Here is a 24293-nt window from a genome sequence, read left to right on the forward strand (position 1 = left end):
TCTCATATCAGGAACTTGTTCGCACCTTCCCTAAGGTAAAGAGAATAAAAATCAGCGGCATTAAATAGCCCGCTATAACAGGGGATTCAAAAGGGCCACATAAAACAGCGAGAATGAAGCCTAGAAGCATGAGCCAGACAAATATAAACAATGAATTCTTATGGAAAAAAATGGGCTTCACGCTTCGTCGCCAGAAGGTAATGGCATAACGAGGATTAATTATCATTCTTAACGGGTAATAGAACATCATGGTAAAAATCAGCGCCGCGCCTATCAGACTTTGAATATCCACGACGTTATAAATTACCGTCCCTTCACCGAAGAAGGTGGAGATAGTTACCGGGAAATCAAACAAATAGCCCGCTAAATACATCGACATTTTAATGCCGAGTGGCACAATAAAACCGAGCCAGAATATCCGTAATCCAATGTGCTTGTTAGGAATGCAGTAGCGCCAGCGCCTGCCCAGCATGATGCGCAACAGGCCGCACGCCGCGAACAACGCAAAGGTCTGACAAAACAGCAATACTGAATATTGTAGCGGTGCTAAATTAATATAGAATAAATTAGTAACAGTAAAACCTAACAGAATGGGAAGAATTGCCCGACGACCAAATAACAGAATTACCGCCAGCATAACGCTCAGGGGTAACCACGCTAAATAAACGTCGTGACCATTCACAATCGCGCGCGGGGAGAGATAACGGGAGAAAGGAACCGCGATCAGGCATATCGCCAGGGCAATTATAAATATCTTTACATTATTGTACGTTTTTCTATTCATTAAGCTGATGCGATTATTATCCGTTCATATCATTGACCGGATGGATAATAGGTTTATTAATTGTGCGAATCAAGTTGAAGTCTATTTATGGACAGGTTTATTGATTTCGATTGAGGTCAGGTACAGGAATACCTTCTTTTTGATAACAAAATGCGGTGGTGAACGTTACAAACAGATAAAAAAAACCCTAGTCTTTTGACGAGGGTTTAAAATTTTGGTGGAGCTAAGCGGGATCGAACCGCTGACCTCTTGCATGCCATGCAAGCGCTCTCCCAGCTGAGCTATAGCCCCACATGTGACTTTACTGACCGCACTCTGTTGGGTTCAGAGTTTGGTGGAGCTAAGCGGGATCGAACCGCTGACCTCTTGCATGCCATGCAAGCGCTCTCCCAGCTGAGCTATAGCCCCATCGTAAAGCTGTCATGTTGACGGGCGGCATAATATGAATTCCGCCGCGGAGTGTCAACGGCAAATTCATTGACCGTGATTCAATCGCCGAAAATTCATGCAAATGAATCACTTTGCGAGCCTGCTCGCAGTCATGAGTTAAGCCTGTCACGTTTTCACGTTAAACGGTGCTATAAAATGAGCCGTTAATTAACCCCAAGAATATTCAGGAAATTGTATGATCAAGGAACGAATGACGCCGGAAGAGTTAGCCCTGCTCACCGGCTATAGCCGACAGACCATCAATAAATGGGTACGCAAAGAGGGTTGGATAACGTCACCAAAACCAGGCGTCCAGGGGGGCAAAGCACGCCTGGTACATGTGAATGAAAAGGTGCGTGACTTTATCCGCAGCGCGCGGCGGGCAACGGAGACATCCGCAATGCCTGACGGCATCAGCAATGAGCGTTCGCTTCATACCCTCCTCCTGACGCTGGCAAATGAAATGACGCCAGAAGAGCAGAAGCAGATGACATCACTGTTACTGCGGGAAGGGATTACCGGTTTGTTACAACGCCTGGGAATTCGCGACCAGAATTAATATGAAAAGATTACGTAGCAAAATGACCACGGAAGAGCTGGCGGAGAGTTTAGGCGTTGCCAGGCAAACGGTGAATCGCTGGATACGCCAGCAGGGATGGGAGACCGAAGGTCTCAATGGTGTGAAAGGCGGTCGGGCGAGGCTCATACACGTCGATGCGCGCGTGAAGGAACATATCATGCGCCTCCCGGCTATCCGAAACCGTCAGGCAGTGTACCACCTGGCAGAGACAACAGCGCCATACATTGTCCCCTCCTCTACTCTGCGACCGGATATCATTGCGACGCTGGAAAACCTGACGCCGTCTGAACAGGAACGTCTGGATGCATTCCTGAAGCGCGAAGGGTTACGCGGCTTTCTTACCCGTCTGAATCTGGCTGAATATACGGCATAAAAAAACGGCAGGTCACCCTGCCGTTCTGCCAGACTAAAATGTGATTACTGCTGGTTTTCACGTGCCGCAATAAAGTCCAGCGCTTTGTTAATACGCGCCACGCTGCGTGATTTACCAATTGCATGCACGGTCACATCCAGTGCCGGGGACTGGCCCGCACCGGTCACCGCAACACGCAGCGGCATACCGACTTTACCCATACCAACTTCCAGCTCGTCCGCCGTCGCCTGAATAGCGTCATGCACGTTCTCTGCGGTCCAGTCAGCGATCGCAGTCAGCTTGTCTCGCACCACTTCCAGCGGCTGACGCGCAACCGGGCGGAGGTGTTTCTTCGCCGCATCCGCGTCAAACTCATCAAACTCTTCATAGAAGTAGCGGCAGCTTTCAGCCATTTCTTTCAGCGTTTTGCAGCGCTCGCCGAGCAGTTTCACCAGGTCCGCCAGTTCAGGGCCTGTACGGGTATCAATATTTGCCTGCTCAATGTGCCACTGCAGGTAAGTCGCCACGTATTCCGGCGGCATGGTATTGATGTAATGATGGTTCAGCCACTGCAGCTTATCGGTATTAAATGCGCTCGCTGATTTACTCACTGAGCTCAGAGAAAAGAGTTCGATCATCTCTTCGCGGCTGAAGATCTCCTGGTCGCCGTGGGCCCAGCCCAGACGCACCAGATAGTTCAGCAGCGCTTCCGGCAAATAACCGTCATCGCGATACTGCATAACGCTGACAGCGCCGTGACGTTTAGACAGTTTTTTCCCGTCGTCGCCGTTGATCATGGAAACGTGTGCATAGACAGGCACAGGGGCATTCAGCGCTTTCAGAATGTTGATCTGGCGCGGCGTGTTGTTGATATGGTCTTCACCACGGACAACGTGGGTAATTTCCATATCCCAGTCGTCAACCACAACGCAGAAGTTATAGGTTGGAGAACCATCTGTACGGCGGATGATCAGATCGTCCAGCTCCTGGTTGCTGAATTCGATCGGGCCACGGATCTGGTCGTCAAAGATCACCGAGCCATCCTGCGGGTTAGCAAAACGCACCACGCACGGTTCATCAGCAGCATGCTCGCTATGGTCATGGCGGCAGCGGCCGTCATAACGCGGCTTTTCACCGTTTGCCATCTGCTCTTCACGCAGCGCATCCAGACGCTCTTTGGAGCAGTAGCATTTATACGCCGTGCCCGCGACCAGCATCTCATCAATAACTGCGTTATAGCGGTCAAAACGTTTGGTCTGGAAATACGGGCCTTCATCCCACTCCAGGTTCAGCCAGTTCATCCCATCCATAATGGCTTCAATTGCTTCCGGCGTGGAGCGCTCAAGATCGGTGTCTTCAATACGCAGCACGAACTCACCTTTGTTGTGGCGTGCAAAAAGCCAGGAATAGAGAGCAGTACGAGCACCACCGACGTGCAGATAGCCTGTCGGGCTCGGCGCGAAGCGAGTTTTGATTTTCATGAAATGGCCTTACGTTATAAAGATGCCGGCAATCGGCAAATCCCGGGGAAAAAACAATGGGCAATATTCTATCACTGTGGGGGGATTCCTCAATGTTCATCCCTTTATCATGAGCGAGTTTGCTGTTTTTGTTTAGAAATCATGCGCCACCGCCCGTTTTGCGATCGTTTTGTTTAATTTTACGACGAACGAATAAAAACTTTAGAAAATGCGTTGACTCATTTTCAACTCTCCCTATAATGCGACTCCACACAGCGGGGGTGATTAGCTCAGTTGGTAGAGCATCTCCTTTACACGGAGGGGGTCGGCGGTTCGAGCCCGTCATCACCCACCATCTACTTCGGTAGACTCGCAGTGTAGATAAGTGTTGAGATTGGGCGATTAGCTCAGTTGGTAGAGCATCTCCTTTACACGGAGGGGGTCGGCGGTTCGAGCCCGTCATCGCCCACCATTCTCATCTTATCGCAGTAGTTCCGAAATGGGCGATTAGCTCAGTTGGTAGAGCATCTCCTTTACACGGAGGGGGTCGGCGGTTCGAGCCCGTCATCGCCCCCCATTCTCATCTTATCGCAGTAGTTCCGAAATGGGCGATTAGCTCAGTTGGTAGAGCAGTTGACTTTTCATCAATTGGTCGCAGGTTCGAATCCTGCACGACCCACCAATGTAAAAAAGCGCCCTAAAGGCGCTTTTTTGCTATCTGCGATATGGATGATTCGAACCTGCAGCAGGTTCGAGCCGAACGCAGTGAGGCACCGGAGTCGTTTACGGCGACGGCCCGAAGGGCGAGCGAAGCGAGTCATCCTGCACGACCCACCAATGTAAAAAAGCGCCCTAAAGGCGCTTTTTTGCTATCTGCGCATCTGCAGTTTGTCTACTTTCCTGCCGTCAACGTCTCAATCAACGTCTTCACCGCCGGCGTCACCTGTTTCTCGTTATACACGACATACAAATCTGCCGGAATACGCTCTTTCAGCGGGCGAAACACCACGCCCGGCCACTGCATTTGCGCGTAACTGTCGGCAGCGAGCGTAATCCCCATCCCCATGCTTATCATCGCCAGTACCGTTTGTGGCTCTACGGCTTCGCGTACAATCATCGGTGAAAAACCGGCCTGCTGGCAGACGCGATGTAAAAATGCCCAGTCAGAATGTGCTGACGGCATCGTGACGAAATACTCGTCCTGTAAATCAGCAAGCGCAACGGATGGTTCCCTGATCAGCCGGTGATCTTCCGGCATCGCCACAAGAAACGCCGCCTCGCGCAACCGCACGCTGGTAAACCCCCCGGTGGGCTCCGTTGCCATTCGCCAGATCCCAATATCCAGCTCCTGCCGCTCAAGCAGCGCCATCTGCATGACCGGCGACTTTTCGCGAAAAACGACATCAACATTCGGATGTTCTTTCAAAAAAGTGCGCATAACCGTGCGCACCTCACTCCACATGGCGGTACCGACAATACCCAGCTCAATACGCCCTGCCTCACCCCGGCCAATTTGTTCGACGCGCGCCAGAGCCTGATTTGCGCTGGCAAGCAGCCGACGAGACTCTTCCATCAGCACTTTACCCGCATGCGTCAACGCGACGCTTCGCGAGTGGCGAATAAACAGTAACGTGCCCAGCTGGCTTTCCAGCTCTTTAATGTGCAGGCTTAATGGCGGCTGGGACATATTGAGACGGGCCGCAGCCCGTCCAAAATGCAGTTCCTCCGCCACGGCCAGAAAATAGCGCAGCAGCTTGAGGTCGGTTCGATAGACGCGTTCCATCAAAACATATCCTGGCGATAACACTTAAGCGCCTACCTTAAAGCCTTTCACCGCAGAGAGGGGAAATTTAGTGCGCAACTGTGCGCATCTCGCTGTTTTTACTGGCGTGGTGGTAGTTAAAGCTGAAATAAAACACTACGGCCAGTACCAGGGCATAGGCTGCAAACACCAGCCAGATCGTCTGCCAGTCTTTCACCCCATCCACCGAGAAATAATCAACTGCCATACCGCTCAATACCGATCCGAAATAAGCCCCAATACCGTTAACCGTCGTCATAAACAGCCCCTGTGCGCTGGCGCGAATATCGGTGCTGACCTCCTGTTCGACAAACACTGAGCCGGAAATATTGAAGAAGTCGAATGCACAGCCATAGACAATCATGGAAAGCATGAGCAGCACAAAGCCCGTTGCGGAGGGGTCGCCAAAGGCAAACAGACCAAACCGGAGCATCCAGGCCACCATGCTCATCAGCATCACGGCTTTAATACCAAACCGTCCGAGGAAGTACGGAATGGTCAGAATGAAGAACACCTCTGACATTTGCGAAACGGAGAGCAAAATGGACGGGTACCTGACGATAAAGCTATCTGCATACGCCGGATTACGGGCAAAATCATGCAGGAAGGGGCTACCGAAGGTATTGGTGATCTGCAGCACAGCACCCAGCAGCATCGCGAACAAAAAGAACACCGCCATGCGAGGCTGTTTAAAAAGAACAAAGGCATTAAGGCCCAGCTTGCTGGCCAGAGACTGGGCCGTTTTCTGCTTTGCCATGGGAATGGCCGGCAACGTCAAAGAATAGAGCGCCAGCAGCAGAGACGCGCCAGCTGCAATATAAAGCTGCACGTTGCTTAGCTCCGCCCCCATCAGGCTTATGGCCCACATTGCCACAATAAAGCCCACGGTGCCATACACCCGCACGCGCGGAAAATGGCTTACCGTCTCCAGACCCGCCTGCTCAAGACAGGAATAGGAGATCGTATTCGACAGCGCAATGGTGGGCATAAAGGCCATCGCATTGACCAGCATGACCCAGAACATCAGGCCGGGCTCATTCACCTGCGCGGCGTAACAGAGTGCGGCGGCACAGACGAGGTGGCAAATGACGTAGGCGCGGTCTGCCCGTAGCCATTTGTCGGCAATGATTCCCACCAGCGAAGGCATAACGATCGCGGCAAGGCCTTTGGAGCTGTAGACCATGCCCACGTCGGAGCCGGTAAAGTGTAGGGTGTTGATCATGTAAGCACCGAGGGTAACCAGCCAACTCCCCCAGATAAAATATTGCATAAAGGACATCATCTTTAAGCGAGTCGTGATGTTCATAGCCCATTCCTTATAGCAGTGTGGCCCTGACGGGCCACTTTATTGTTTTACTCAGGCAATATGGCGGAGAAAACCGCAGATAAGATTGATGAAGTTCTGGCGTGAGAGCTCAGCCGCCGCGAGCGTCTGCTCATGCGACAGCTTTACCTCGCCCAAACCTTCGGCGAGGTTGGTAATTGCAGAAACGGCTACAACCTTCAGGCCACAGTGGCGTGCGGAAATCACTTCCGGCACCACGGACATGCCGACCACATCGCCGCCGATAATTTGCATCATGCGGATCTCTGCCGCCGTCTCGAAGTTCGGGCCCGGATAAGAGACAAATACCCCTTCATGCAGCGGGAAACCCTCTTTCGCCGCCACGGTTTGCAGCATCGCACGGTAATCCGCGTCGTAAGCATTGGCCAGGGAGAAGAAACGGTCGCCAAAGCGCTCATCGTTCAGCCCCACCATCGGCGTGCCAGGCATGGTATTGATATGGTCGCTCAGGGCAACCAGGCTCCCCGGCAGAACTTCCGGGCGCAATGAGCCTGCCGCATTGGTGCTAAACAGCAACTCACATCCCAGCAGTTTGAACGTGCGGATCGCATCGGTCATGATGGTCATCCCGCGCCCCTCATAGAAGTGCCCTCGCCCTTTCATACAGGCAACAGGCACCCCGGCAAGATGCCCCAGCACCAGCTCGCCTGCGTGGCCGTGGACGGTGCTCACCGGGAAGCCCGGCAGTTTTTCATAGCTCAGGGAAACGGCATCATCAATCTGGTCGGCGAGCGCGCCAAGGCCAGAGCCGAGAATAAACGCCACGCGAGGCGTGAAGTCAGGCTTAGCCGCACGGATAATATCGGCGCAATACCACGGGTTTTTTGAGAGGGTCATAGAGGCTCCTTGAGAATGAAGATCGCGATCGCATGGATCGCATGACCCTAGTCTTATATCCGGAGCCTGCGGGTGACCTCCAATACACTTTCCCGGCACCATCAATACTGTTTTTGTATCAATGTAATGTCCTGCCAGATATGGCAGTTTTGCTCAAGCTAATCCCGTCAGTGCCGATACCTCTGTTTTATAACGCGAGGAAAAAGTATGACGACTATCCAGGCTTCAGCCCCACCCATTCAAACCAGCGGCGGCGGGAGTGGGGCTTCCGGCGGGAACGATATTGCTGCGCAAATCAGCCGTATTCTCGACAAGATCCAACAGCTGACTCAGCAGTTAAAAGAGCTGGCGGACAGTTCCGGCAGTGCAGATGAAAAGAAAAAGCAGCAGGAGCTCATTCAGACCCAAATCACCGTGCTACAGGCGCAGCTCGCCGCGCTGCAGCACCAGCAGGCTGAAGAGGAGCAAAAGAAACAGGAGCAAGCGCCGGGTAAAGTGGAAGGGGTGAATAGCCCGACAGACGATCATCAGATCGATATCTATATTTAATCGTCGGATGCGTTAAACAGTGGGTCGCGTATGCGGGCCTCGGTTAATCGCTGTGCCTGGATACGCACCACTTCCCATATAGCCTGCGCCGCCCCCGAGAGGGAACGATTTTTGCGCCGGACTAACATCAGTTTTCGCTCGACAACAGGCGTTAAACGCTTCACGGCCAGTCGGCTCCCCTGCGGCAGGGGGAGTGCCAGAGCGGGCAACACGCTGATCCCAATTCCGGCTTCCACCATGGGAAACAGCGTGGCCGGATGCCCAATTTCCTGCACGATGGTGGCCTTTACGCCCTGATTAACCAGCGCGGAATCGATCAGCGGACGGCTGCCGGAGGCATAATCCTGCAAAACCAGGTTCGCGCCCTGCAGGGACTGCCAGTTGACCGCCGGCAAGGTTGCCAGCGGATCGTCATCCCGGCAGAGCAGTAAAAAAGGCTCAGAAAGCACGCTTTCGCACGCCAGGTCGCTCACCTGGCCGGGGTCGATCACAATACCAAAATCCACATCTCCCTGACGGATGCTTTCCAGCACCCACTGCTGCGGCCGGTCATGCAACACAAAATCAATGTCCGGATAGCGGTGGTTTCCCTCCGCGATACACTGCGGGATAAGGTGTGCCGATATTGTCTGGCTGGCTGCGACCCGCACGGTACCCGAAAGCTGCTGCCCCAGCCTTCCCACGTCTCTGAGCGTGCTGTTCAGTTCATCCAGCAGACGTTCGAGGCGCTGGGCCAGCTGCTGCCCTGCTTCGGTCAGCACCACTTCGCGTGTGGTACGGTCAAGCAACCGCACGCCGGTCTGATTTTCCAGCTCTTTCACGCTGTGGCTGACTGCTGACTGGCTGAGGCCAATCATCTCTCCTGCCCGGCTGAAGCTACGGGCATGGGCAACGGTGACAAAAATACGAAGCTGGCGTAAGGAGTAATTCATCTGTTTAATTCATGAATGAATGCAATAAATCAATTTTATTTCTCAAATGGAAAAAAGCACAATAGCGACATCTGTTTTCAGGAGTCATTATGAAACTATTTCGTATTGTTGATCCGTTTACGCTTACTCTGGTGGTCACCGTTTTACTGGCCTCGTTTTTCCCGGCCCGCGGTGGTTTCGTCCCGTTTTTTGAGGGGCTGACGACGGCCGCTATCGCGCTGCTGTTCTTTATGCACGGTGCAAAACTCTCCCGCGAAGCGATTATCGCGGGTGGTGGCCACTGGCGACTGCACCTCTGGGTGATGTGCAGCACCTTTATTCTGTTCCCCATCCTCGGGGTGCTGTTTGCGTGGTGGGCGCCAGTTAACGTCGACCCGGCACTCTACACCGGTTTTTTGTATCTCTGTATTCTGCCAGCCACCGTGCAGTCGGCCATTGCGTTTACCTCCCTCGCGGGTGGCAACGTTGCGGCCGCGGTCTGCTCCGCATCGGCATCCAGCCTGTTAGGGATTTTCGTCTCCCCGCTGCTGGTGGGCCTGCTGATGAACATGCATGGCGCGGAGGGTAACCTTGAGCAGGTGGGCAGGATCTGTCTGCAACTGCTGCTGCCGTTTGTCCTGGGCCATCTCTCGCGCCCGTGGACAGGTGCGTTTGTGACGAAGCATAAAAAGTGGATCTCCAAAACCGACCAGACCTCAATTCTGCTGGTGGTTTACTCCGCCTTCAGCGAAGCGGTCGTGAACGGGATCTGGCACAAGGTGGGCGCAGGCTCACTGCTGTTTATCGTGGTGGTCAGCATTGTCCTGCTGGCGATTGTCATTGCCGTAAACGTCTTTGTGGCACGTAAATGCGGCTTCAACAAAGCAGATGAAATTACGATTGTTTTCTGCGGTTCGAAGAAGAGCCTGGCGAACGGTATCCCGATGGCCAACATTCTGTTCCCGACCTCGGTAATTGGGATGATGGTATTGCCGCTGATGATTTTCCATCAGATCCAGCTGATGGTCTGCGCCGTGCTGGCGCGTCGCTATAAACGTCAGACGGAAAAACTGGCGCAGGAAGAGACCCGCGCCGCGAAGGCTTAAGGACGTTTCAGGGGCTGAACCAGCTGGGTCAGCCCCTCGGTTTTGATCAGTAGCGTAATAGCCATCAGCTCGCCCAGTCGCCCGGCCGGAAACTCATCCTTACGGGCAAACCACAGCAGATACTCCTCCGGCAAATCGATCAGCCTGCGGCCCTTATATTTACCGAACGGCATCTCCGTATTGGCGATCGCAACGAGCTGCTCTTTTTCCACGTTACTCTCCTAACAGACGCATCATTTCCGCTTCGTCGATAACCTCAATGCCAAGTTCCTGGGCTTTCGCCAGCTTCGAACCCGCTGCTTCCCCGGCAATCACCAGGTCGGTTTTCTTCGATACGCTGCCCGCCACTTTTGCGCCCAGCGCCACCAGACGCGCTTTCGCATCGTCGCGTGAAAGCTGGCTCAGGCTGCCGGTCAGCACCACCGTTTTACCGGCGAACGGACTGTCGATCTCTTCAGCATTAACCACCACCGGCGCGGGCCATTTGATGCCCTCTGCCAGCAGTTTGCCAATGACTTCGCGGTTGCTCTCTTCCGCAAAGAAGTTAAAGACGTGCGTGGCGACTACAATGCCGACATCCGGCACTTTCTGCAGCTCGTCGATGCTTGCCTTTTCCAGCGCCTCCAGCGTGCCAAAGTACGCCGCCAGACCTGCTGCCGTTGCTTCCCCCACTTCACGGATGCCCAGCGCGTAAAGGAAACGGGCGAAGGTGGTCTCTTTTGCGGCTTCCAGAGCGTTAACCACGTTCTGCGCCGACTTCGGCCCCATGCGATCCAGACCGGTCAGCTTGCCCGCCGTCAGTTTGAAGAGATCCGCTGGCGTATGCACATACTCTTTTTCAACCAGCTGATCGATAATCTTATCGCCCATGCCGTCGACGTCCATCGCGCGACGGGAGACGAAGTGCTTCAGTGACTCTTTACGCTGCGCGCCACAGATCAGGCCGCCCGTACAGCGCGCTACCGCCTCACCTTCAACACGCTCCACGTCAGAGCCACACACCGGGCAATGGGTCGGGAAGACCACTTCACGCGTATCATCAGGGCGTTCAGACTCAACGACGTTTACCACCTGCGGAATAACATCGCCCGCGCGACGAACCACCACTTTGTCACCAATCCGCAGGCCCAGACGTTCAATCTCATCGGCGTTATGCAGCGTGGCGTTACTCACCAGCACGCCCGCGACCTGCACAGGCTCAAGACGGGCGACCGGGGTAATGGCGCCCGTACGGCCGACCTGGAACTCCACGTCGCGAACGAAGGTCATCTGCTCCTGAGCAGGAAACTTAAACGCCACCGCCCAGCGCGGCGCACGCGCCACAAACCCGAGTTGCTCCTGAAGCGCCAGTGAGTTCACCTTAATGACAACGCCATCAATATCAAAACCGAGCGTCGGACGGTCCGCTTCCACCTTGTGGTAGAACGCGAGTACCGCTTCTGGCGAGTCACAGAGCTGCACGCGGTTACTCACCGGCAGGCCCCACGCCTTAAACTGCATCAGACGCCCGAGATGCGTATCCGGCAGCTCGCCTCCCTCCAGGATCCCCACGCCGTAGCAGAAGAAAGTGAGCGGTCGCTTCGCGGTGATACGCGGGTCAAGCTGGCGCAAAGAGCCTGCCGCCGCATTACGCGGGTTAGCAAATACTTTCCCGCCGGTGCGGCGCGCTTCTTCGTTGATTTTCTCGAAACCCGCCTGGGGAAGAAACACTTCGCCGCGCACTTCCAGACGCGCAGGAATGTTGTCCCCCTGCAGCTTCAGCGGAATTGCGCGGATGGTGCGCACGTTGGTCGTAATGTCTTCACCCGTCGTGCCGTCGCCACGCGTCGCGGCACGCACCAGCACGCCGTTTTCGTAGAGAAGACTGACCGCCAGGCCATCAAGCTTCAGCTCGCAGCACCAGGTGAGAGCGTCGCTGCTTTTCAGACGGTCCTGCACGCGCTTGTTAAACGCGAGGAAGCTCTCTTCATCAAAGACGTTATCCAGCGACAGCATCGGCACTTCATGGCGTACCTGGCTGAACGCTCCCAGCGGCTCGGCACCGACGCGCTGGGTGGGAGAATCCGGCGTAATGAGTTCCGGGTGCTGCGCCTCCAGTTCGCGCAGCTCGCGCATCAGGCGGTCATACTCCGCATCCGGCACCTCCGGCGCGTCCATAACATGATAGAGATATTCATGATGGCGAAGCGTGGTTCGCAGGTCAGTGAGTTGTTGTTCGATTGAGTCCATATCGCACCATCAATGAGAAAAAACCCCCGACATGCGGGGGTTGAGGAGGAGTTGACGTAAACGCGATGATTACGCGTTGGCTTCCTTAACTTCGCGGATGCGGTCCTGATACTCGCGCAGTTTCTGCGGGGTCATCATTCGACGCTGATCGTCGAGCACCACACCGCCTACTTCGTCAGCGATATGCTGAGCGGATTGCAACATCAGCTTAAAGTTTTGCAGTTCATCACCGTAAGAGGGCACCTGCATAAAGATGGTGACACCTGGGGTCACGAAATCACCGGTCATTTCCGGATCAAAAGTACCCGGGTTGACCATATTGGCCAGGCTGAACAGCGCCGGGCCGCTACCGTCAGGGCTCAGGTGGCGATGGAAAATATTCATGTCGCCAAACTTGAAGCCTGCCTGTTGAATACTGTTAAGCAGCACGTCACCGTTGAGATGGCTACCGTGATGCGCGGCCACGTTCATGATGATCACCGCTTCTTTATGCTGCGGTTTTTCAACAACCGGTTCTGGCTGTGCTACCGGTTCTGGCTCAACATGCTGTGCTGGAGCAGGCTGCGGCGCTGGCTGCACATGAACAGGCTGCTGCGGCTGTTGTACCGGCTGCGCGGGCTGTTGTTGCACAGGCTGCTGCACGGGCTGCGGTTGAACCGGCTGTGGCGCAGCAGGCTGCTGATGGACAGGCTGTTGCGGCGGCTGGCGCACAGGCTCTTCTACCGGCTGCGGCGCCTGCTGGCGCGGCTGAGCAGAGGCGTACGGCGGTTGATACTGGTGCTGCGCAGGACGGGGGGCTTCATGCTCCCCATGAGCCGCGCCGGGCGCAGTATTGACCCGATGAACACGAACTTCACCCACGCCGTCATCGTCGCGACCGTCGATGTCATCTTCAATGTCATCGTCATCACGACTGGACTTCATGCGCTTCAGTGGGCGATCGCGGAACATCGAAGAACGCTCTTTACGTCTGGTCCAGAAACCATGTACCAGTAAAGCGATTATGGCGATCGCGCCAACAATGATTAATATCAGACGCAAATCCTGCATCATTATATTCTCTGTTGTTCTAACACCTTGCCACCACGGCAAACATTTACTCACTAAGAGTATTTGCCGTTTACGTCAAGTGCAAGTGTGTGCAGAGCATTCACAGCATAAAGATGAAGGAAATCGTGCTTTTTGCTGGTTTTTCGAACATTTCCGAACTGGTCATTAGTCCACAAGTGGATAATATAGGCGGCAATTCCACTGGTTGTGAAAAAAGGAGTACAGCCTGGTTATGGTTTCAACATCGTCTTCTCCCCCACGCAGCGGCGTCTGGTATTTTTCTCAGGGCTGGAAACTGGTTTCACTGCCGGGTATCCGACGCTTCGTCATCCTTCCGCTGTTGATCAACATTGTTCTGATGGGCGGCGCGTTCTGGTGGCTTTTTACAAAGCTCGAGAGCTGGATCCCTGCGTTAATGAGCTATGTGCCCGACTGGCTACAGTGGCTGAACTATCTGCTCTGGCCGGTGGCGGTGATCTCCGTGCTGCTGGTGTTCGGCTATTTCTTCTCAACCATCGCTAACTGGATAGCCGCACCGTTTAACGGCCTGCTGGCAGAACAGCTGGAGGCGCGGCTTACCGGCGCGACGCCGCCGGACACGGGCGTGCTCGAGATCATGAAAGATATCCCCCGCATCATGAAGCGCGAGTGGCAGAAATTTGCCTGGTACCTCCCCCGCGCGGTAGTGCTGCTTATCCTCTATTTTGTTCCCGGCATTGGCCAGACCGTGGCGCCGGTGCTGTGGTTCCTGTTCAGCGCCTGGATGCTCGCCATCCAGTATTGTGATTATCCGTTCGATAACCACAAGGTACCGTTTAAAGCGATGCGCAACGCCCTGCGTACCCAGAAGGTCGCCAATATGCAGTTCGGCGCGCTGACCAGCCTGTTCACGATGATTCCCTTCCTGAACCTGTTCATCATGCCGGTTGCTGTGTGCGGCGCGACGGCAATGTGGGTGGACTGCTACCGTGCTAAGCACGCGTTATGGAAATAATGCAAAAATGTGTAAAGCAGGGGTGGCTTATGCCGCCCCTTATTCCATACTGATCCCCATTATTTCCTTGCAGTATATAGATATGCGAATTCCTTACTTCCCCCTCCCTGCTTAGCAGGTATGCTGGGGCGGTATCCCAATTTCATACAGTTAAGGACAGGCCATGAGTAAGATTTATGAAGACAACTCGCTGACTATCGGTCATACGCCCCTGGTTCGACTGAACCGTATCGGTAATGGACGCATTCTGGCGAAGGTCGAATCTCGTAACCCGAGCTTCAGCGTAAAATGCCGTATCGGTGCAAACATGATTTGGGATGCTGAAAAACGTGGCGTGCTGAAGCCTGGCGTTGAACTGGTTGAACCGACCAGCGGTAACACCGGTATCGCTCTGGCCTATGTCGCTGCCGCACGTGGCTACAAACTGACGCTGACCATGCCGGAAACCATGAGTATCGAACGCCGCAAACTGCTCAAAGCACTCGGCGCGAACCTCGTACTTACCGAAGGTGCGAAGGGCATGAAAGGTGCCATTCAGAAAGCGGAAGAGATTGTCGCCAGCGATCCGGCAAAATATCTGCTGCTGCAGCAGTTCAGCAACCCGGCTAACCCGGAAATTCACGAGAAGACCACTGGACCGGAAATCTGGGAAGATACTGACGGTCAGGTTGACGTGTTTATCTCCGGCGTTGGTACCGGCGGCACCCTGACCGGCGTGTCACGCTATATAAAAGGCACAAAAGGTAAAAAAGATCTGATCACCGTTGCGGTTGAACCCACCGACTCACCGGTTATCACCCAGGCACTGGCGGGCGAAGAGCTCAAGCCGGGTCCGCATAAAATCCAGGGTATTGGCGCGGGATTCATTCCGGGCAACCTGGATCTGAAGCTGATCGATAAAGTGGTCACCATCACTAACGAAGAAGCCATCTCTACCGCGCGTCGTCTGATGGATGAAGAAGGCATTCTCGCCGGTATCTCTTCCGGTGCGGCTGTTGCGGCAGCGCTCAAACTTCAGGAAGATGAAGCCTTTACCAATAAGAATATTGTGGTTATCCTTCCTTCCTCGGGTGAGCGTTACTTGAGCACCGCACTGTTTGCCGATCTGTTCACTGAAAAAGAGCTGCAACAGTAATGCCAGCATGTTAATAACGCGTAAAAAAGCACCTTTTCAGGTGCTTTTTTGTGGCCTGCTTCAAACTTTTGCCCCTCCTGGCATTGCTTCACCCCGTTGGGTCTGGTATTTAAACCAGCAATTATTTTGATGCGTGAAATTAATCAGTGAACGAAATAGCCTTGCTGAATCGATTTTATGATTTGGTTCAAGTCTTGCTTTCGCTGCATAATGTTTAATGACGATCGAAACGTCAGCGCTAACAATACAGGCTAAAGTTCAGTCGCCAGGCTAGACTTTAGTTCCACAACACTAAACCTATAAGTTGGGGAAATACAATGTTCCAGCAAGAAGTTACCATTACCGCTCCGAACGGTCTGCACACCCGCCCTGCTGCTCAGTTTGTTAAAGAAGCGAAAGGCTTCACTTCTGAAATCACTGTGACTTCCAACGGCAAAAGCGCCAGCGCAAAAAGCCTGTTCAAACTGCAGACTCTGGGCCTGACTCAGGGCACCGTAGTCACCATTTCTGCGGAAGGTGAAGACGAGCAGAAAGCAGTTGAGCATCTGGTAAAACTGATGGCTGAGCTCGAGTAAGTTTCCGGGTTCTTTTAAATATCAGTCACAAGTAAGGTAGGGTTATGATTTCAGGCATTTTAGCATCCCCGGGTATCGCTTTCGGCAAAGCACTGCTGCTGAAAGAAGACGAGATCGTCATCGACCGGAAAAAAATTTCTGCCGACAAGGTTGATCAGGAAGTTGAACGTTTTCTGAGCGGTCGTGCCAAGGCATCTGCGCAACTGGAAGCAATCAAAACTAAAGCTGGCGAAACTTTCGGTGAAGAAAAAGAAGCCATCTTCGAAGGGCATATCATGCTGCTCGAAGATGAGGAGCTGGAGCAGGAAATCATAGCCCTGATTAAAGATAAAGGCATGACGGCCGACGCGGCTGCGCATGAAGTTATCGAAGGTCAGGCAACTGCCCTGGAAGAACTGGATGATGAATACCTGAAAGAACGTGCGGCTGACGTACGTGACATCGGTAAGCGCCTGCTGCGCAACATCCTGGGTCTGGCCATCATCGACCTGAGCGCGATTCAGGATGAAGTGATCCTGGTTGCCGCTGACCTCACCCCGTCCGAAACCGCACAGCTGAACCTGAAAAAGGTCCTCGGTTTCATTACCGACGCGGGTGGCCGTACCTCCCACACCTCTATTATGGCCCGTTCTCTGGAACTGCCTGCCATCGTGGGTACCGGTAGCGTCACCTCTCAGGTGAAAAACGGCGACTATCTGATTCTGGATGCCGTAAACAATCTGGTTTACGTCAACCCAACAAACGAAGAGATCGAAAAACTGCGCGCGGTTCAGGAGCAAGTTGCGACTGAAAAAGCGGAACTCGCTAAGCTGAAAGACCTGCCAGCCATCACCCTGGACGGCCATCAGGTTGAAGTGTGCGCAAACATCGGTACCGTACGTGATGTTGAAGGCGCTGAGCGCAACGGTGCGGAAGGTGTGGGTCTTTATCGTACAGAATTCCTGTTCATGGACCGTGACGCGCTGCCTACTGAAGAAGAGCAGTTTGCTGCGTATAAAGCCGTAGCAGAAGCGTGTGGCTCTCAGGCGGTTATCGTCCGTACTATGGACATCGGTGGCGACAAAGAGCTGCCATACATGAACTTCCCGAAAGAAGAGAACCCGTTCCTGGGCTGGCGTGCAGTGCGTATCGCCATGGATCGCAAAGAGATCCTGCGTGACCAGGTGCGCGCAATTCTGCGTGCCTCTGCTTTCGGTAAACTGCGCATCATGTTCCCGATGATCATCTCTGTTGAAGAAGTGCGTGCACTGAAGAAAGAGATCGAAATCTACAAACAGGAACTGCGCGACGAAGGTAAAGCGTTTGACGAGTCAATCGAGATCGGCGTGATGGTGGAAACCCCAGCAGCCGCGACCATTGCGCGTCATTTAGCCAAAGAAGTTGATTTCTTTAGTATCGGCACCAATGATTTAACGCAGTACACCCTGGCAGTTGACCGTGGTAATGATATGATTTCACATCTCTACCAGCCAATGTCACCGTCCGTACTGAACTTGATCAAGCAAGTTATTGATGCTTCTCATGCAGAAGGTAAATGGACTGGCATGTGTGGTGAGCTTGCAGGCGACGAACGTGCTACACTTCTGTTGCTGGGTATGGGTCTGGACGAATTCTCTATGAGCGCCATTTCCATCCCGCGCATTAAGAAGATTATCCGTAACACGAACTTCGAAGATGCGAAGGTGTTAGCAGAGCAGGCTCTTGCTCAACCGACAACGGACGAGTTAATGACGCTGGTTAACAAGTTCATTGAAGAAAAAACAATCTGCTAATCCACGAGATGCGGCCCAAATTACTGCTTAGGAGAAGATCATGGGTTTGTTCGATAAACTGAAATCTCTGGTTTCTGATGATAAGAAAGACTCCGGAACTATTGAGATTGTTGCTCCGCTCTCCGGCGAGATCGTCAACATCGAAGACGTGCCGGATGTAGTGTTTGCTGAGAAAATCGTTGGTGATGGCATTGCTATCAAACCAACTGGCAACAAAATGGTTGCTCCAGTTGACGGCACCATCGGTAAAATTTTTGAAACCAACCATGCGTTCTCTATCGAATCTGATAGCGGTATCGAACTGTTCGTTCACTTCGGTATCGACACCGTTGAACTGAAAGGCGAAGGCTTCAAACGTATCGCGGAAGAAGGCCAGCGTGTGAAAGTTGGCGACCCGGTAATTGAATTCGATCTGCCACTGCTGGAAGAAAAAGCCAAGTCTACCCTGACGCCGGTTGTTATCTCCAACATGGACGAAATCAAAGAACTGATCAAACTGTCTGGCAGCGTCACCGTGGGTGAAACCCCGGTTATCCGCATCAAGAAGTAATTCTTGCCGTACAGAAAAATGGCGCCTTCGGGCGCCATTTTTGTTTATGCGGGAAGGATAAGCTCGTCGTACCCTTTCGACTGGGTGTACAACATCACGTCAGTCACCCGATCCCCCGCCATGCGGATAGCATCGGCAACGGTTTTCCCCTCAACGATACCACTGACCAGCTCGGAACAGAACAGATCGCCCGTCCCTTTCAGATCGGTTTCTACGCGCGGATGCGCGCTAACGGTAACGCCCTCTTTCGTCACCAGCACCACGTGGATGTTGTGCGGGTCGTCAGCGACCGGCGCGCTGGTAATCGCCACCCATTTCAGGGAATCGGAAAGCAGCCCCTGCGCTGCCGCGACGGCGCTTTCCGGCGTGCGGCACGGTTTTCCGCTTAATACTTCCAGTTCATAGACGTTTGGCGTAATGCCCTGCGCCAGCGGCAACAGGTGCTCCCGATACGCTTGCGGAATATCCGGCTTCACGTACATTCCACTGTCAATGTCGCCAATAACCGGGTCGACCAGTACCAGCAGGTCAGGATGGTGCGCTTTGACCGCCTTCAGCCACTGAGCCAACAGGGCGATCTGGCTGGCGCTGCCCATATAACCGGTGGTGACCGCTTTAAGCTCGCGCAGGATCTCGCGTTCTTCCAGCGCCTTCAGGTAGCCGCTGAACCACTCATCGGGGATCACGCCGCCGTAGAAAGTGTCATAGTGCGGCGTATTGCTGAACAATACCGTCGGCACGGCGGTGACGTTCAGCCTGTGGGTACGAATATTCGGAACCGCAATGCTGTTCCCCACGCTGCCATAAACCACCTGCGACTGCACTGCGACAATATCGGTTTGCTGCGCCCGGGTGTTATCCCGGAATAAAATCATCTCCATGACGCTTAAATTCCCGCCCCCTGCGAATAACTCTCTTCACCAAAGACGCCGGTAGACAGATAGCGATCGCCGCGGTCGCAGATAATCGCGACCACAACGGCGCCTGGATTCACCTGCGCAACGCGCAACGCCCCCGCTACCGCGCCACCCGAGCTGACCCCGCAGAAGATGCCTTCACGCACGGCCAGCTCACGCATGGTATTCTCCGCCTCGCGCTGGTGAATATCCAGCACCTGATCCACCAGCTGCGCATTAAAAATGCCCGGCATGTATTCTGCTGGCCAGCGGCGAATCCCCGGAATGCTGCTCCCCTCTTCTGGCTGCAGGCCAACGATAGTGACGGCTTTTTCCTGCTCACGCAGGAAACGCGACACGCCGGTGATGGTGCCGGTGGTGCCCATGCTGGAGACAAAATGGGTAATACGTCCGTCGGTTTGCTGCCAGATTTCCGGGCCGGTGGTGGTGTAATGCGCGTAGGGGTTATCCGGGTTGTTGAACTGATCGAGCAGCTTACCTTCGCCGCGCTCCGCCATTTCTAAGGCTAAATCGCGTGCGCCTTCCATCCCCTGCTCTTTAGTGACCAAAATTAGCTCGGCCCCGTAGGCGCGCATTGCGGCGCGGCGCTCCTGGCTCATGTTGTCCGGCATCAGCAGCTTCATGCGGTAGCCTTTCAATGCCGCAATCATTGCCAGTGCAATCCCGGTATTGCCGCTGGTGGCCTCAATCAACACGTCGCCGGGCTTTATCTCACCGCGTTTTTCAGCCTGAACAATCATCGACAGCGCCGCACGGTCTTTCACCGAGCCTGCCGGATTATTGCCCTCAAGTTTGACCCAGATTTCACTGCCGTTGTCTGGCCCCATGCGCTGAAGCTTGACCAGAGGAGTGTTGCCGATGGTGTGTTCGAGTGTAGTCACGATTTTTACTCAATAAAAAAGCCGGGGGCGCGCAGCGATCCCGGCCTACAAGACTCAGTGATAACTGTAGGCCCGGTAAGCGCAGCGCCACCGGGCGATAAACATCCTAATAACCTATCAGGCTGACTCCGCCAGAGCAATATTCTCGCGCGTCTCGATGCGCTCCTTCCCGTGATAAATACGGGCATGCTGCAGACCGACAAACAGACGCTCGCCCCGGTGCGGCGGCACATCATCACGCATGACGACGGTCAGCGGCTCGGTATACCAGCCCAGCGGCTGTACCACCAATTGGGTGTAGTGCCCTTTAGGGCTAGCTTCCAGTACCTGCACCGGCAGCGGTGAATCCAGGCTGGTGCGGCGGCTCACGTCCACTTCCCACGGACGCAGGAACAGATCGACCGGCCCCTGATGCGCGGAGGTATAGCCCAGCGGCCAGCGGTGCGCGCCGACGTGGAACTGTCCACCGCGAATGGTGCCCTGCAGACGGTTCACTTCACCCATAAATTCCAGCACGAAACGGGTCGCCGGTTCACGCCAGAGCTGCTCCGGCTCGTCAACCTGCTCGATGTTGCCCTGGCTCATGACCACCACGCGGTCCGCCACTTCCATCGCCTCTTCCTGATCGTGGGTCACGAAGACGCTGGTAAACTTCAGCTCTTCATGCAGCTGACGCAGCCAGCGGCGAAGTTCTTTACGCACCTGCGCATCCAGCGCGCCGAACGGTTCGTCCAGCAGCAGAATTTGCGGCTCAACGGCCAGCGCACGTGCCAGCGCGACACGCTGTTTCTGTCCGCCAGACAGCTGCGCCGGGAAACGATCCGCCAGATGTGCCAGCTGCACCATCTCCAGCAGCTTAGTCACTTTCGCTTTGATGGTGGCGGCATCCGGGCGTTCGCGACGCGGCAGCACGGTCAGGCCAAACGCGATGTTGTCAAACACGGTCATGTGGCGGAACAGCGCATAGTGCTGGAACACAAAACCCACTTTACGATCGCGGGCATGCAGGCGGCTCACGTCGGTGCCGTGAAAGCGAATGTGCCCGCTGGTCTGATGCTCAAGCCCGGCGATAATTCGCAGCAGCGTGGTTTTACCCGAGCCAGACGGCCCCAGCAGCGCCACCATTTGTCCGGAAGGGATATCCAGCGAGATATCATTCAGCACCTGGGTGCGACCAAAAGACTTCTTAATATTGGCAATCTCAATGCTCATGATTTCCCTCCTGATGCTGACGTTTTTCCTGATTCTCTAAACGCCACTGCACCACACTCTTCAAAAACAGGGTCAAAATAGCCATCAGCGTCAGTAACGCTGCGGCAGTAAAGGAACCGACGGTGTTGTAGTCCTGTTCCAGTAATTCAATCTGTAACGGCAGCGACAGGGTTTCACCGCGGATGGAGCCGGAGACGACGGAAACGGCACCAAACTCACCAATCGCTCGGGCGTTGGTCAGCACCACGCCGTAAAGCAGCGCCCAGCGGATATTTGGCAGCGTCACGCGACGGAACATCTGCCAGCCTGACGCGCCCAGCAGCACCGCCGCTTCGTCTTCGTTGCTCCCCTGGCTTAACATCACCGGCACCAGTTCGCGCACCACAAACGGACACGTCACGAAGATGGTCACCAGCACCATACCCGGCCAGGCGAACATGACCTGCAGGTTATGCTCATCCAGCCAGCCGCCCAGCGGGCCGTTAGAGCCGTAAAAGAGCAGGTACACCAGACCCGCCACCACCGGCGACACGGCAAACGGAATATCCAGCAGGGTCAGCAGCAGCTGACGCCCCGGGAAGTTAAAACGCGTCACCAGCCACGCCAGCAGCGTCCCGAACACCAGGTTCACCGGCACGGTGATCAGGGCAATCAGTACGGTCAGCCAGATGGCATGGAGCATGTCCGGATTCGCCAGGTTCTCCAGCGCGGGCATCAGCCCCTTGCTGAACGCCTGAACGAAGATATACACCGTCGGCACGACGAGAATGAGGGCGGACACCAGCACGCCCACGCCAATCAGAAACCATTTACCCCAGTTGATACGGGGAGCATCGTATCGCTTCAATTGCGTAACTTCCGCCATCAGTGACCTACCACACGTCGACCAAAGCGACTTTGCAGAGTGTTAATTGAGTACAGCAGCAGCAGTGAGGCTGCGAGGATCACCGAAGCAATGGCGCTCGCCGCCGGATAATCAAACTCCTGAAGACGGATGAAAATCATCAGCGAGGTGACCTCCGTCTTCCAGGCAATGTTCCCGGCGATAAAAATCACCGCGCCGAACTCACCGAGGCTGCGGGTAAACGACAGCGCAACGCCCGCCATCAGCGCCGGGGAGAGTTCCGGCAACACGACCTTGCGGAAACTCTGCCAGCGCGAGGCCCCCAGCGTTTCCGCCGCTTCTTCATATTCCGGACCCAACTCTTCCAGCACCGGCTGCACGGTACGCACCACAAACGGGATGCTGGTAAAGGCCATCGCCACCGCGATACCAAGCCAGGTATAGGTGACTTTGATATCAAGCTTTGCCAGCCACTCACCGTACAGTCCGTTCACGGAGAAGAGCGACGCAAGGGTTAAGCCCGCAACAGCCGTCGGCAGCGCAAACGGCAGATCCATCAGTGCGTCAAGCAGCGTGCGGCCAGGGAAACGATAGCGGGTTAAGATCCACGCCATCAGCAGGCCGAACACACCGTTAAAAATGGAGGCGACAAACGCCGACAGCAGCGTCACTTTATAGGCGGCCACCACCTGCGGGTTGGTGACCACGTCCCAGTACTGCGCCCAGCTCATCTGCGCAAGTTGCATCACCAGTGCGCTGAGCGGCAACAACAGGATCAGGCAGACGAACAGCAGGCTGGTCCCCAGACTTAAGGTAAAGCCCGGCAGCACGCGTTTGGTCGAGACTGCAAACATTACTTACGCCCCGCCGCCAGCAACTTGTCTAACTCACCGCCGCTGGCAAAGTGCGTTTTCATCACCTCAGGCCAGGAGCCGAAATTATCTTCCACGCGGAACAGTGCGGTCTGCGGGAATTTATCCTTCAGTTTGTTCATCACGTCCGGGTTATTCACGCGGTAGTAGTAATCGGTAATGATGGTCTGCGCCTGCGGGCTGTACAGATAGTTGAGATAGGCTTTTGCCGCTTTCTCAGTACCGTTTGCCTTCACGTTTTTATCCACCCACGCCACCGGGAATTCGGCCAGAATGTTGGTTTTCGGGATAACCACCTCAAAGCCCTGCGCTTCATACTGTTTGCGGATGTTGTTCACTTCCGACTCAAAGCTGATCAGCACATCGCCCAGCCCACGTTCTGCGAAGGTGGTGGTTGCCCCGCGGCCGCCGGTATCAAACACTTCAACGTTTTTCAGGAACTGGGTCATGAACTGCTCGGTTTTGGCTTTATCGTTACCGTCGGCCTTGTCCGCCGCACCCCACGCCGCCAAATAGGTGTAACGCGCGTTACCGGAGGTTTTTGGGTTCGGGAAAATCAGCTTCACGTCAGAACGCACCAGGTCGCTCCAGTCGTGGATATTTTTCGGGTTACCTTTACGCACCAGGAAGCCCATGGTGGAATAGAACGGCGAGCTGTTATTCGGCAGACGGCTCTGCCAGTCAGCAGGGATAAGTTTGCCCTTGTCGTGCAGGATCTGCACGTCAGTGACCTGGTTGTAGGTCACGACATCCGCCTTCAGTCCCTGCAATATCGCCAGCGCCTGTTTGGAAGAACCGGCATGGGACTGTTTGATGGTCAGCTTATCGCCGTTATTGTCTTTCGCCCACTGCTGTTCAAACGGTGGGTTAAGGGCGGCAAACAGCTCGCGGGAGACGTCGTACGAACTGTTCAGCAGCTCAGTCGCCTGCGCCTGGGCCACCAGCAATAAACCTGCCAGCGCCAGAGTTCCTTTTTTCAGTACAGTAACGGCCATTGCGCTCCCTTATAAATGTGATGACTATCTTATAGTCATAATATTTATAACGAGGTCGAAAGGAGTAACGGTTTTATATACCGTTTGGTGATTTAGAAGCAGAAAAGGGAATA

24 protein-coding genes, 6 tRNA genes and 1 other RNA gene are annotated in these 24293 nt (G+C 54.5%); 14 read left to right on the forward strand and 17 right to left on the reverse strand.

The genetic code is table 11. From position 1 onward, the window contains the following. Window positions 1-7 precede the first annotated feature (7 nt). The 3 genes from ACOTXR_RS11925 to ACOTXR_RS11935 form a co-directional block, all read right to left on the reverse strand. The gene (locus ACOTXR_RS11925; RefSeq protein ID WP_421767034.1) at window positions 8-784 is read right to left on the reverse strand and encodes an MASE1 domain-containing protein; all 777 of its coding nucleotides are present in this window, start codon (window positions 782-784) and stop codon (window positions 8-10) included. 215 nt (window positions 785-999) lie between these two features. Then, window positions 1000-1075: transfer RNA gene (locus ACOTXR_RS11930), tRNA-Ala, on the reverse strand. Between the two features lie 41 nt (window positions 1076-1116). Continuing rightward, window positions 1117-1192 (reverse strand) — tRNA-Ala (locus tag ACOTXR_RS11935). Between the two features lie 217 nt (window positions 1193-1409). Here ACOTXR_RS11935 and ACOTXR_RS11940 point away from each other — a divergent pair. Together ACOTXR_RS11940 and ACOTXR_RS11945 are read left to right on the forward strand one after the other, a co-directional pair. Then, entirely contained in the window at window positions 1410-1772 is a 363-nt protein-coding gene (locus ACOTXR_RS11940) for a YfeC-like transcriptional regulator (RefSeq protein ID WP_014884727.1), read from the forward strand. Between the two features lies 1 nt (window position 1773). Further along, window positions 1774-2166 (forward strand): YfeC-like transcriptional regulator, encoded by a 393-nt coding sequence (locus ACOTXR_RS11945; protein ID WP_032629138.1) that lies wholly within the window; start codon window positions 1774-1776, stop codon window positions 2164-2166. A gap of 44 nt (window positions 2167-2210) precedes the next feature. On the opposite strand, the gene gltX is transcribed toward ACOTXR_RS11945, so the two are convergent. Beyond that, complete coding sequence (gene gltX / locus ACOTXR_RS11950; RefSeq protein ID WP_058690513.1) at window positions 2211-3626, reverse strand: glutamate--tRNA ligase; 1416 nt, start codon at window positions 3624-3626, stop codon at window positions 2211-2213. 258 nt (window positions 3627-3884) lie between these two features. On the opposite strand from gltX, the gene ACOTXR_RS11955 reads away from it, so the two are divergent. The 5 genes from ACOTXR_RS11955 (at window position 3885) to ACOTXR_RS11975 (ending at window position 4442) form a co-directional block, all read left to right on the forward strand. Further along, window positions 3885-3960, forward strand: a tRNA-Val gene (locus tag ACOTXR_RS11955). A gap of 41 nt (window positions 3961-4001) precedes the next feature. Continuing rightward, a tRNA-Val gene (locus ACOTXR_RS11960) sits at window positions 4002-4077 on the forward strand. Window positions 4078-4106: 29 nt separating this feature from the next. Next, window positions 4107-4182: transfer RNA gene (locus ACOTXR_RS11965), tRNA-Val, on the forward strand. Window positions 4183-4211: 29 nt separating this feature from the next. After that, window positions 4212-4287 (forward strand) — tRNA-Lys (locus ACOTXR_RS11970). A 29-nt stretch (window positions 4288-4316) separates the two neighbouring features. After that, window positions 4317-4442: non-coding RNA, RtT sRNA (locus ACOTXR_RS11975), on the forward strand. A 55-nt stretch (window positions 4443-4497) separates the two neighbouring features. Here the strand turns inward: ACOTXR_RS11975 and ACOTXR_RS11980 are convergent. The 3 genes from ACOTXR_RS11980 to xapA all read right to left on the reverse strand — a co-directional run bounded on the left by ACOTXR_RS11980 (window position 4498) and on the right by xapA (window position 7588). Next, window positions 4498-5388: a LysR family transcriptional regulator gene (locus tag ACOTXR_RS11980; protein WP_058690514.1), complete on the reverse strand. Its 891-nt coding sequence runs from the start codon at window positions 5386-5388 to the stop codon at window positions 4498-4500. A 67-nt stretch (window positions 5389-5455) separates the two neighbouring features. Continuing rightward, window positions 5456-6712 carry a nucleoside permease gene (locus tag ACOTXR_RS11985; RefSeq protein ID WP_058690515.1) on the reverse strand — a complete coding sequence of 419 codons (1257 nt, stop codon included), beginning with the start codon at window positions 6710-6712 and terminating at the stop codon, window positions 5456-5458. 51 nt (window positions 6713-6763) lie between these two features. Further along, window positions 6764-7588, reverse strand: a complete 825-nt coding sequence (gene xapA, locus ACOTXR_RS11990; RefSeq protein ID WP_023338616.1) for a xanthosine phosphorylase — start codon at window positions 7586-7588, stop codon at window positions 6764-6766. A 207-nt stretch (window positions 7589-7795) separates the two neighbouring features. On the opposite strand from xapA, the gene ACOTXR_RS11995 reads away from it, so the two are divergent. After that, window positions 7796-8137 carry a FlxA-like family protein gene (locus ACOTXR_RS11995; RefSeq protein ID WP_014884732.1) on the forward strand — a complete coding sequence of 114 codons (342 nt, stop codon included), beginning with the start codon at window positions 7796-7798 and terminating at the stop codon, window positions 8135-8137. Here ACOTXR_RS11995 and ACOTXR_RS12000 read toward each other — a convergent pair. Next, window positions 8134-9069 carry a LysR family transcriptional regulator gene (locus ACOTXR_RS12000; RefSeq protein ID WP_014884733.1) on the reverse strand — a complete coding sequence of 312 codons (936 nt, stop codon included), beginning with the start codon at window positions 9067-9069 and terminating at the stop codon, window positions 8134-8136. The two genes, ACOTXR_RS11995 and ACOTXR_RS12000, sit on opposite strands and share 4 nt — an antisense overlap. Before the next feature lie 89 nt (window positions 9070-9158). Between ACOTXR_RS12000 and ACOTXR_RS12005 the strand changes: the two genes are divergently transcribed. Further along, entirely contained in the window at window positions 9159-10154 is a 996-nt protein-coding gene (locus ACOTXR_RS12005) for a bile acid:sodium symporter family protein (RefSeq protein ID WP_014884734.1), read from the forward strand. Here ACOTXR_RS12005 and ACOTXR_RS12010 read toward each other — a convergent pair. The 3 genes from ACOTXR_RS12010 to zipA all read right to left on the reverse strand — a co-directional run bounded on the left by ACOTXR_RS12010 (window position 10151) and on the right by zipA (window position 13436). Further along, on the reverse strand, window positions 10151-10366 hold the full coding sequence (locus ACOTXR_RS12010; RefSeq protein WP_014884735.1) for a DUF3820 family protein: 216 nt from the start codon (window positions 10364-10366) through the stop codon (window positions 10151-10153). The genes ACOTXR_RS12005 and ACOTXR_RS12010 overlap by 4 nt on opposite strands. 1 nt (window position 10367) lies before the next feature. Beyond that, window positions 10368-12383 (reverse strand): NAD-dependent DNA ligase LigA, encoded by a 2016-nt coding sequence (gene ligA / locus ACOTXR_RS12015; RefSeq protein WP_045268310.1) that lies wholly within the window; start codon window positions 12381-12383, stop codon window positions 10368-10370. 69 nt (window positions 12384-12452) lie between these two features. Then, window positions 12453-13436: a cell division protein ZipA gene (zipA, locus tag ACOTXR_RS12020; RefSeq protein ID WP_421767035.1), complete on the reverse strand. Its 984-nt coding sequence runs from the start codon at window positions 13434-13436 to the stop codon at window positions 12453-12455. Window positions 13437-13665: 229 nt separating this feature from the next. On the opposite strand from zipA, the gene cysZ reads away from it, so the two are divergent. The 5 genes from cysZ to crr all read left to right on the forward strand — a co-directional run bounded on the left by cysZ (window position 13666) and on the right by crr (window position 18459). After that, entirely contained in the window at window positions 13666-14427 is a 762-nt protein-coding gene (gene cysZ, locus ACOTXR_RS12025) for a sulfate transporter CysZ (RefSeq protein WP_058690517.1), read from the forward strand. A 163-nt stretch (window positions 14428-14590) separates the two neighbouring features. Then, complete coding sequence (gene cysK / locus ACOTXR_RS12030; RefSeq protein WP_014884739.1) at window positions 14591-15562, forward strand: cysteine synthase A; 972 nt, start codon at window positions 14591-14593, stop codon at window positions 15560-15562. Between the two features lie 317 nt (window positions 15563-15879). Beyond that, complete coding sequence (ptsH, locus tag ACOTXR_RS12035) at window positions 15880-16137, forward strand: phosphocarrier protein Hpr (protein WP_000487600.1); 258 nt, start codon at window positions 15880-15882, stop codon at window positions 16135-16137. Between the two features lie 44 nt (window positions 16138-16181). Then, window positions 16182-17909, forward strand: a complete 1728-nt coding sequence (ptsI, locus tag ACOTXR_RS12040) for a phosphoenolpyruvate-protein phosphotransferase PtsI (protein ID WP_014884740.1) — start codon at window positions 16182-16184, stop codon at window positions 17907-17909. A 40-nt stretch (window positions 17910-17949) separates the two neighbouring features. After that, complete coding sequence (gene crr / locus ACOTXR_RS12045; protein WP_003861316.1) at window positions 17950-18459, forward strand: PTS glucose transporter subunit IIA; 510 nt, start codon at window positions 17950-17952, stop codon at window positions 18457-18459. 44 nt (window positions 18460-18503) lie between these two features. On the opposite strand, the gene pdxK is transcribed toward crr, so the two are convergent. The 6 genes from pdxK to ACOTXR_RS12075 all read right to left on the reverse strand — a co-directional run bounded on the left by pdxK (window position 18504) and on the right by ACOTXR_RS12075 (window position 24180). After that, window positions 18504-19340 (reverse strand): pyridoxine/pyridoxal/pyridoxamine kinase, encoded by an 837-nt coding sequence (gene pdxK, locus ACOTXR_RS12050; protein WP_023338619.1) that lies wholly within the window; start codon window positions 19338-19340, stop codon window positions 18504-18506. Window positions 19341-19345: 5 nt separating this feature from the next. After that, complete coding sequence (gene cysM, locus ACOTXR_RS12055; RefSeq protein ID WP_014884742.1) at window positions 19346-20257, reverse strand: cysteine synthase CysM; 912 nt, start codon at window positions 20255-20257, stop codon at window positions 19346-19348. A 117-nt stretch (window positions 20258-20374) separates the two neighbouring features. Then, the gene (gene cysA, locus ACOTXR_RS12060; protein WP_014884743.1) at window positions 20375-21469 is read right to left on the reverse strand and encodes a sulfate/thiosulfate ABC transporter ATP-binding protein CysA; all 1095 of its coding nucleotides are present in this window, start codon (window positions 21467-21469) and stop codon (window positions 20375-20377) included. Beyond that, window positions 21459-22334 carry a sulfate/thiosulfate ABC transporter permease CysW gene (cysW, locus tag ACOTXR_RS12065; RefSeq protein ID WP_023331041.1) on the reverse strand — a complete coding sequence of 292 codons (876 nt, stop codon included), beginning with the start codon at window positions 22332-22334 and terminating at the stop codon, window positions 21459-21461. Before cysW ends, cysA begins: the two co-directional genes overlap by 11 nt. Beyond that, window positions 22334-23167, reverse strand: a complete 834-nt coding sequence (cysT, locus tag ACOTXR_RS12070) for a sulfate/thiosulfate ABC transporter permease CysT (protein WP_023331042.1) — start codon at window positions 23165-23167, stop codon at window positions 22334-22336. The genes cysW and cysT overlap by 1 nt, the downstream gene beginning before the upstream one ends. Continuing rightward, entirely contained in the window at window positions 23167-24180 is a 1014-nt protein-coding gene (locus tag ACOTXR_RS12075; RefSeq protein ID WP_058690519.1) for a sulfate ABC transporter substrate-binding protein, read from the reverse strand. Before ACOTXR_RS12075 ends, cysT begins: the two co-directional genes overlap by 1 nt. Between the last annotated feature and the right edge of the window lie 113 nt (window positions 24181-24293).

The sequence above is a fragment of the Enterobacter cloacae complex sp. IR53030 genome (assembly GCF_049238365.1).
In the GTDB taxonomy this organism is placed as follows: Bacteria; Pseudomonadota; Gammaproteobacteria; order Enterobacterales; family Enterobacteriaceae; genus Enterobacter; species Enterobacter kobei.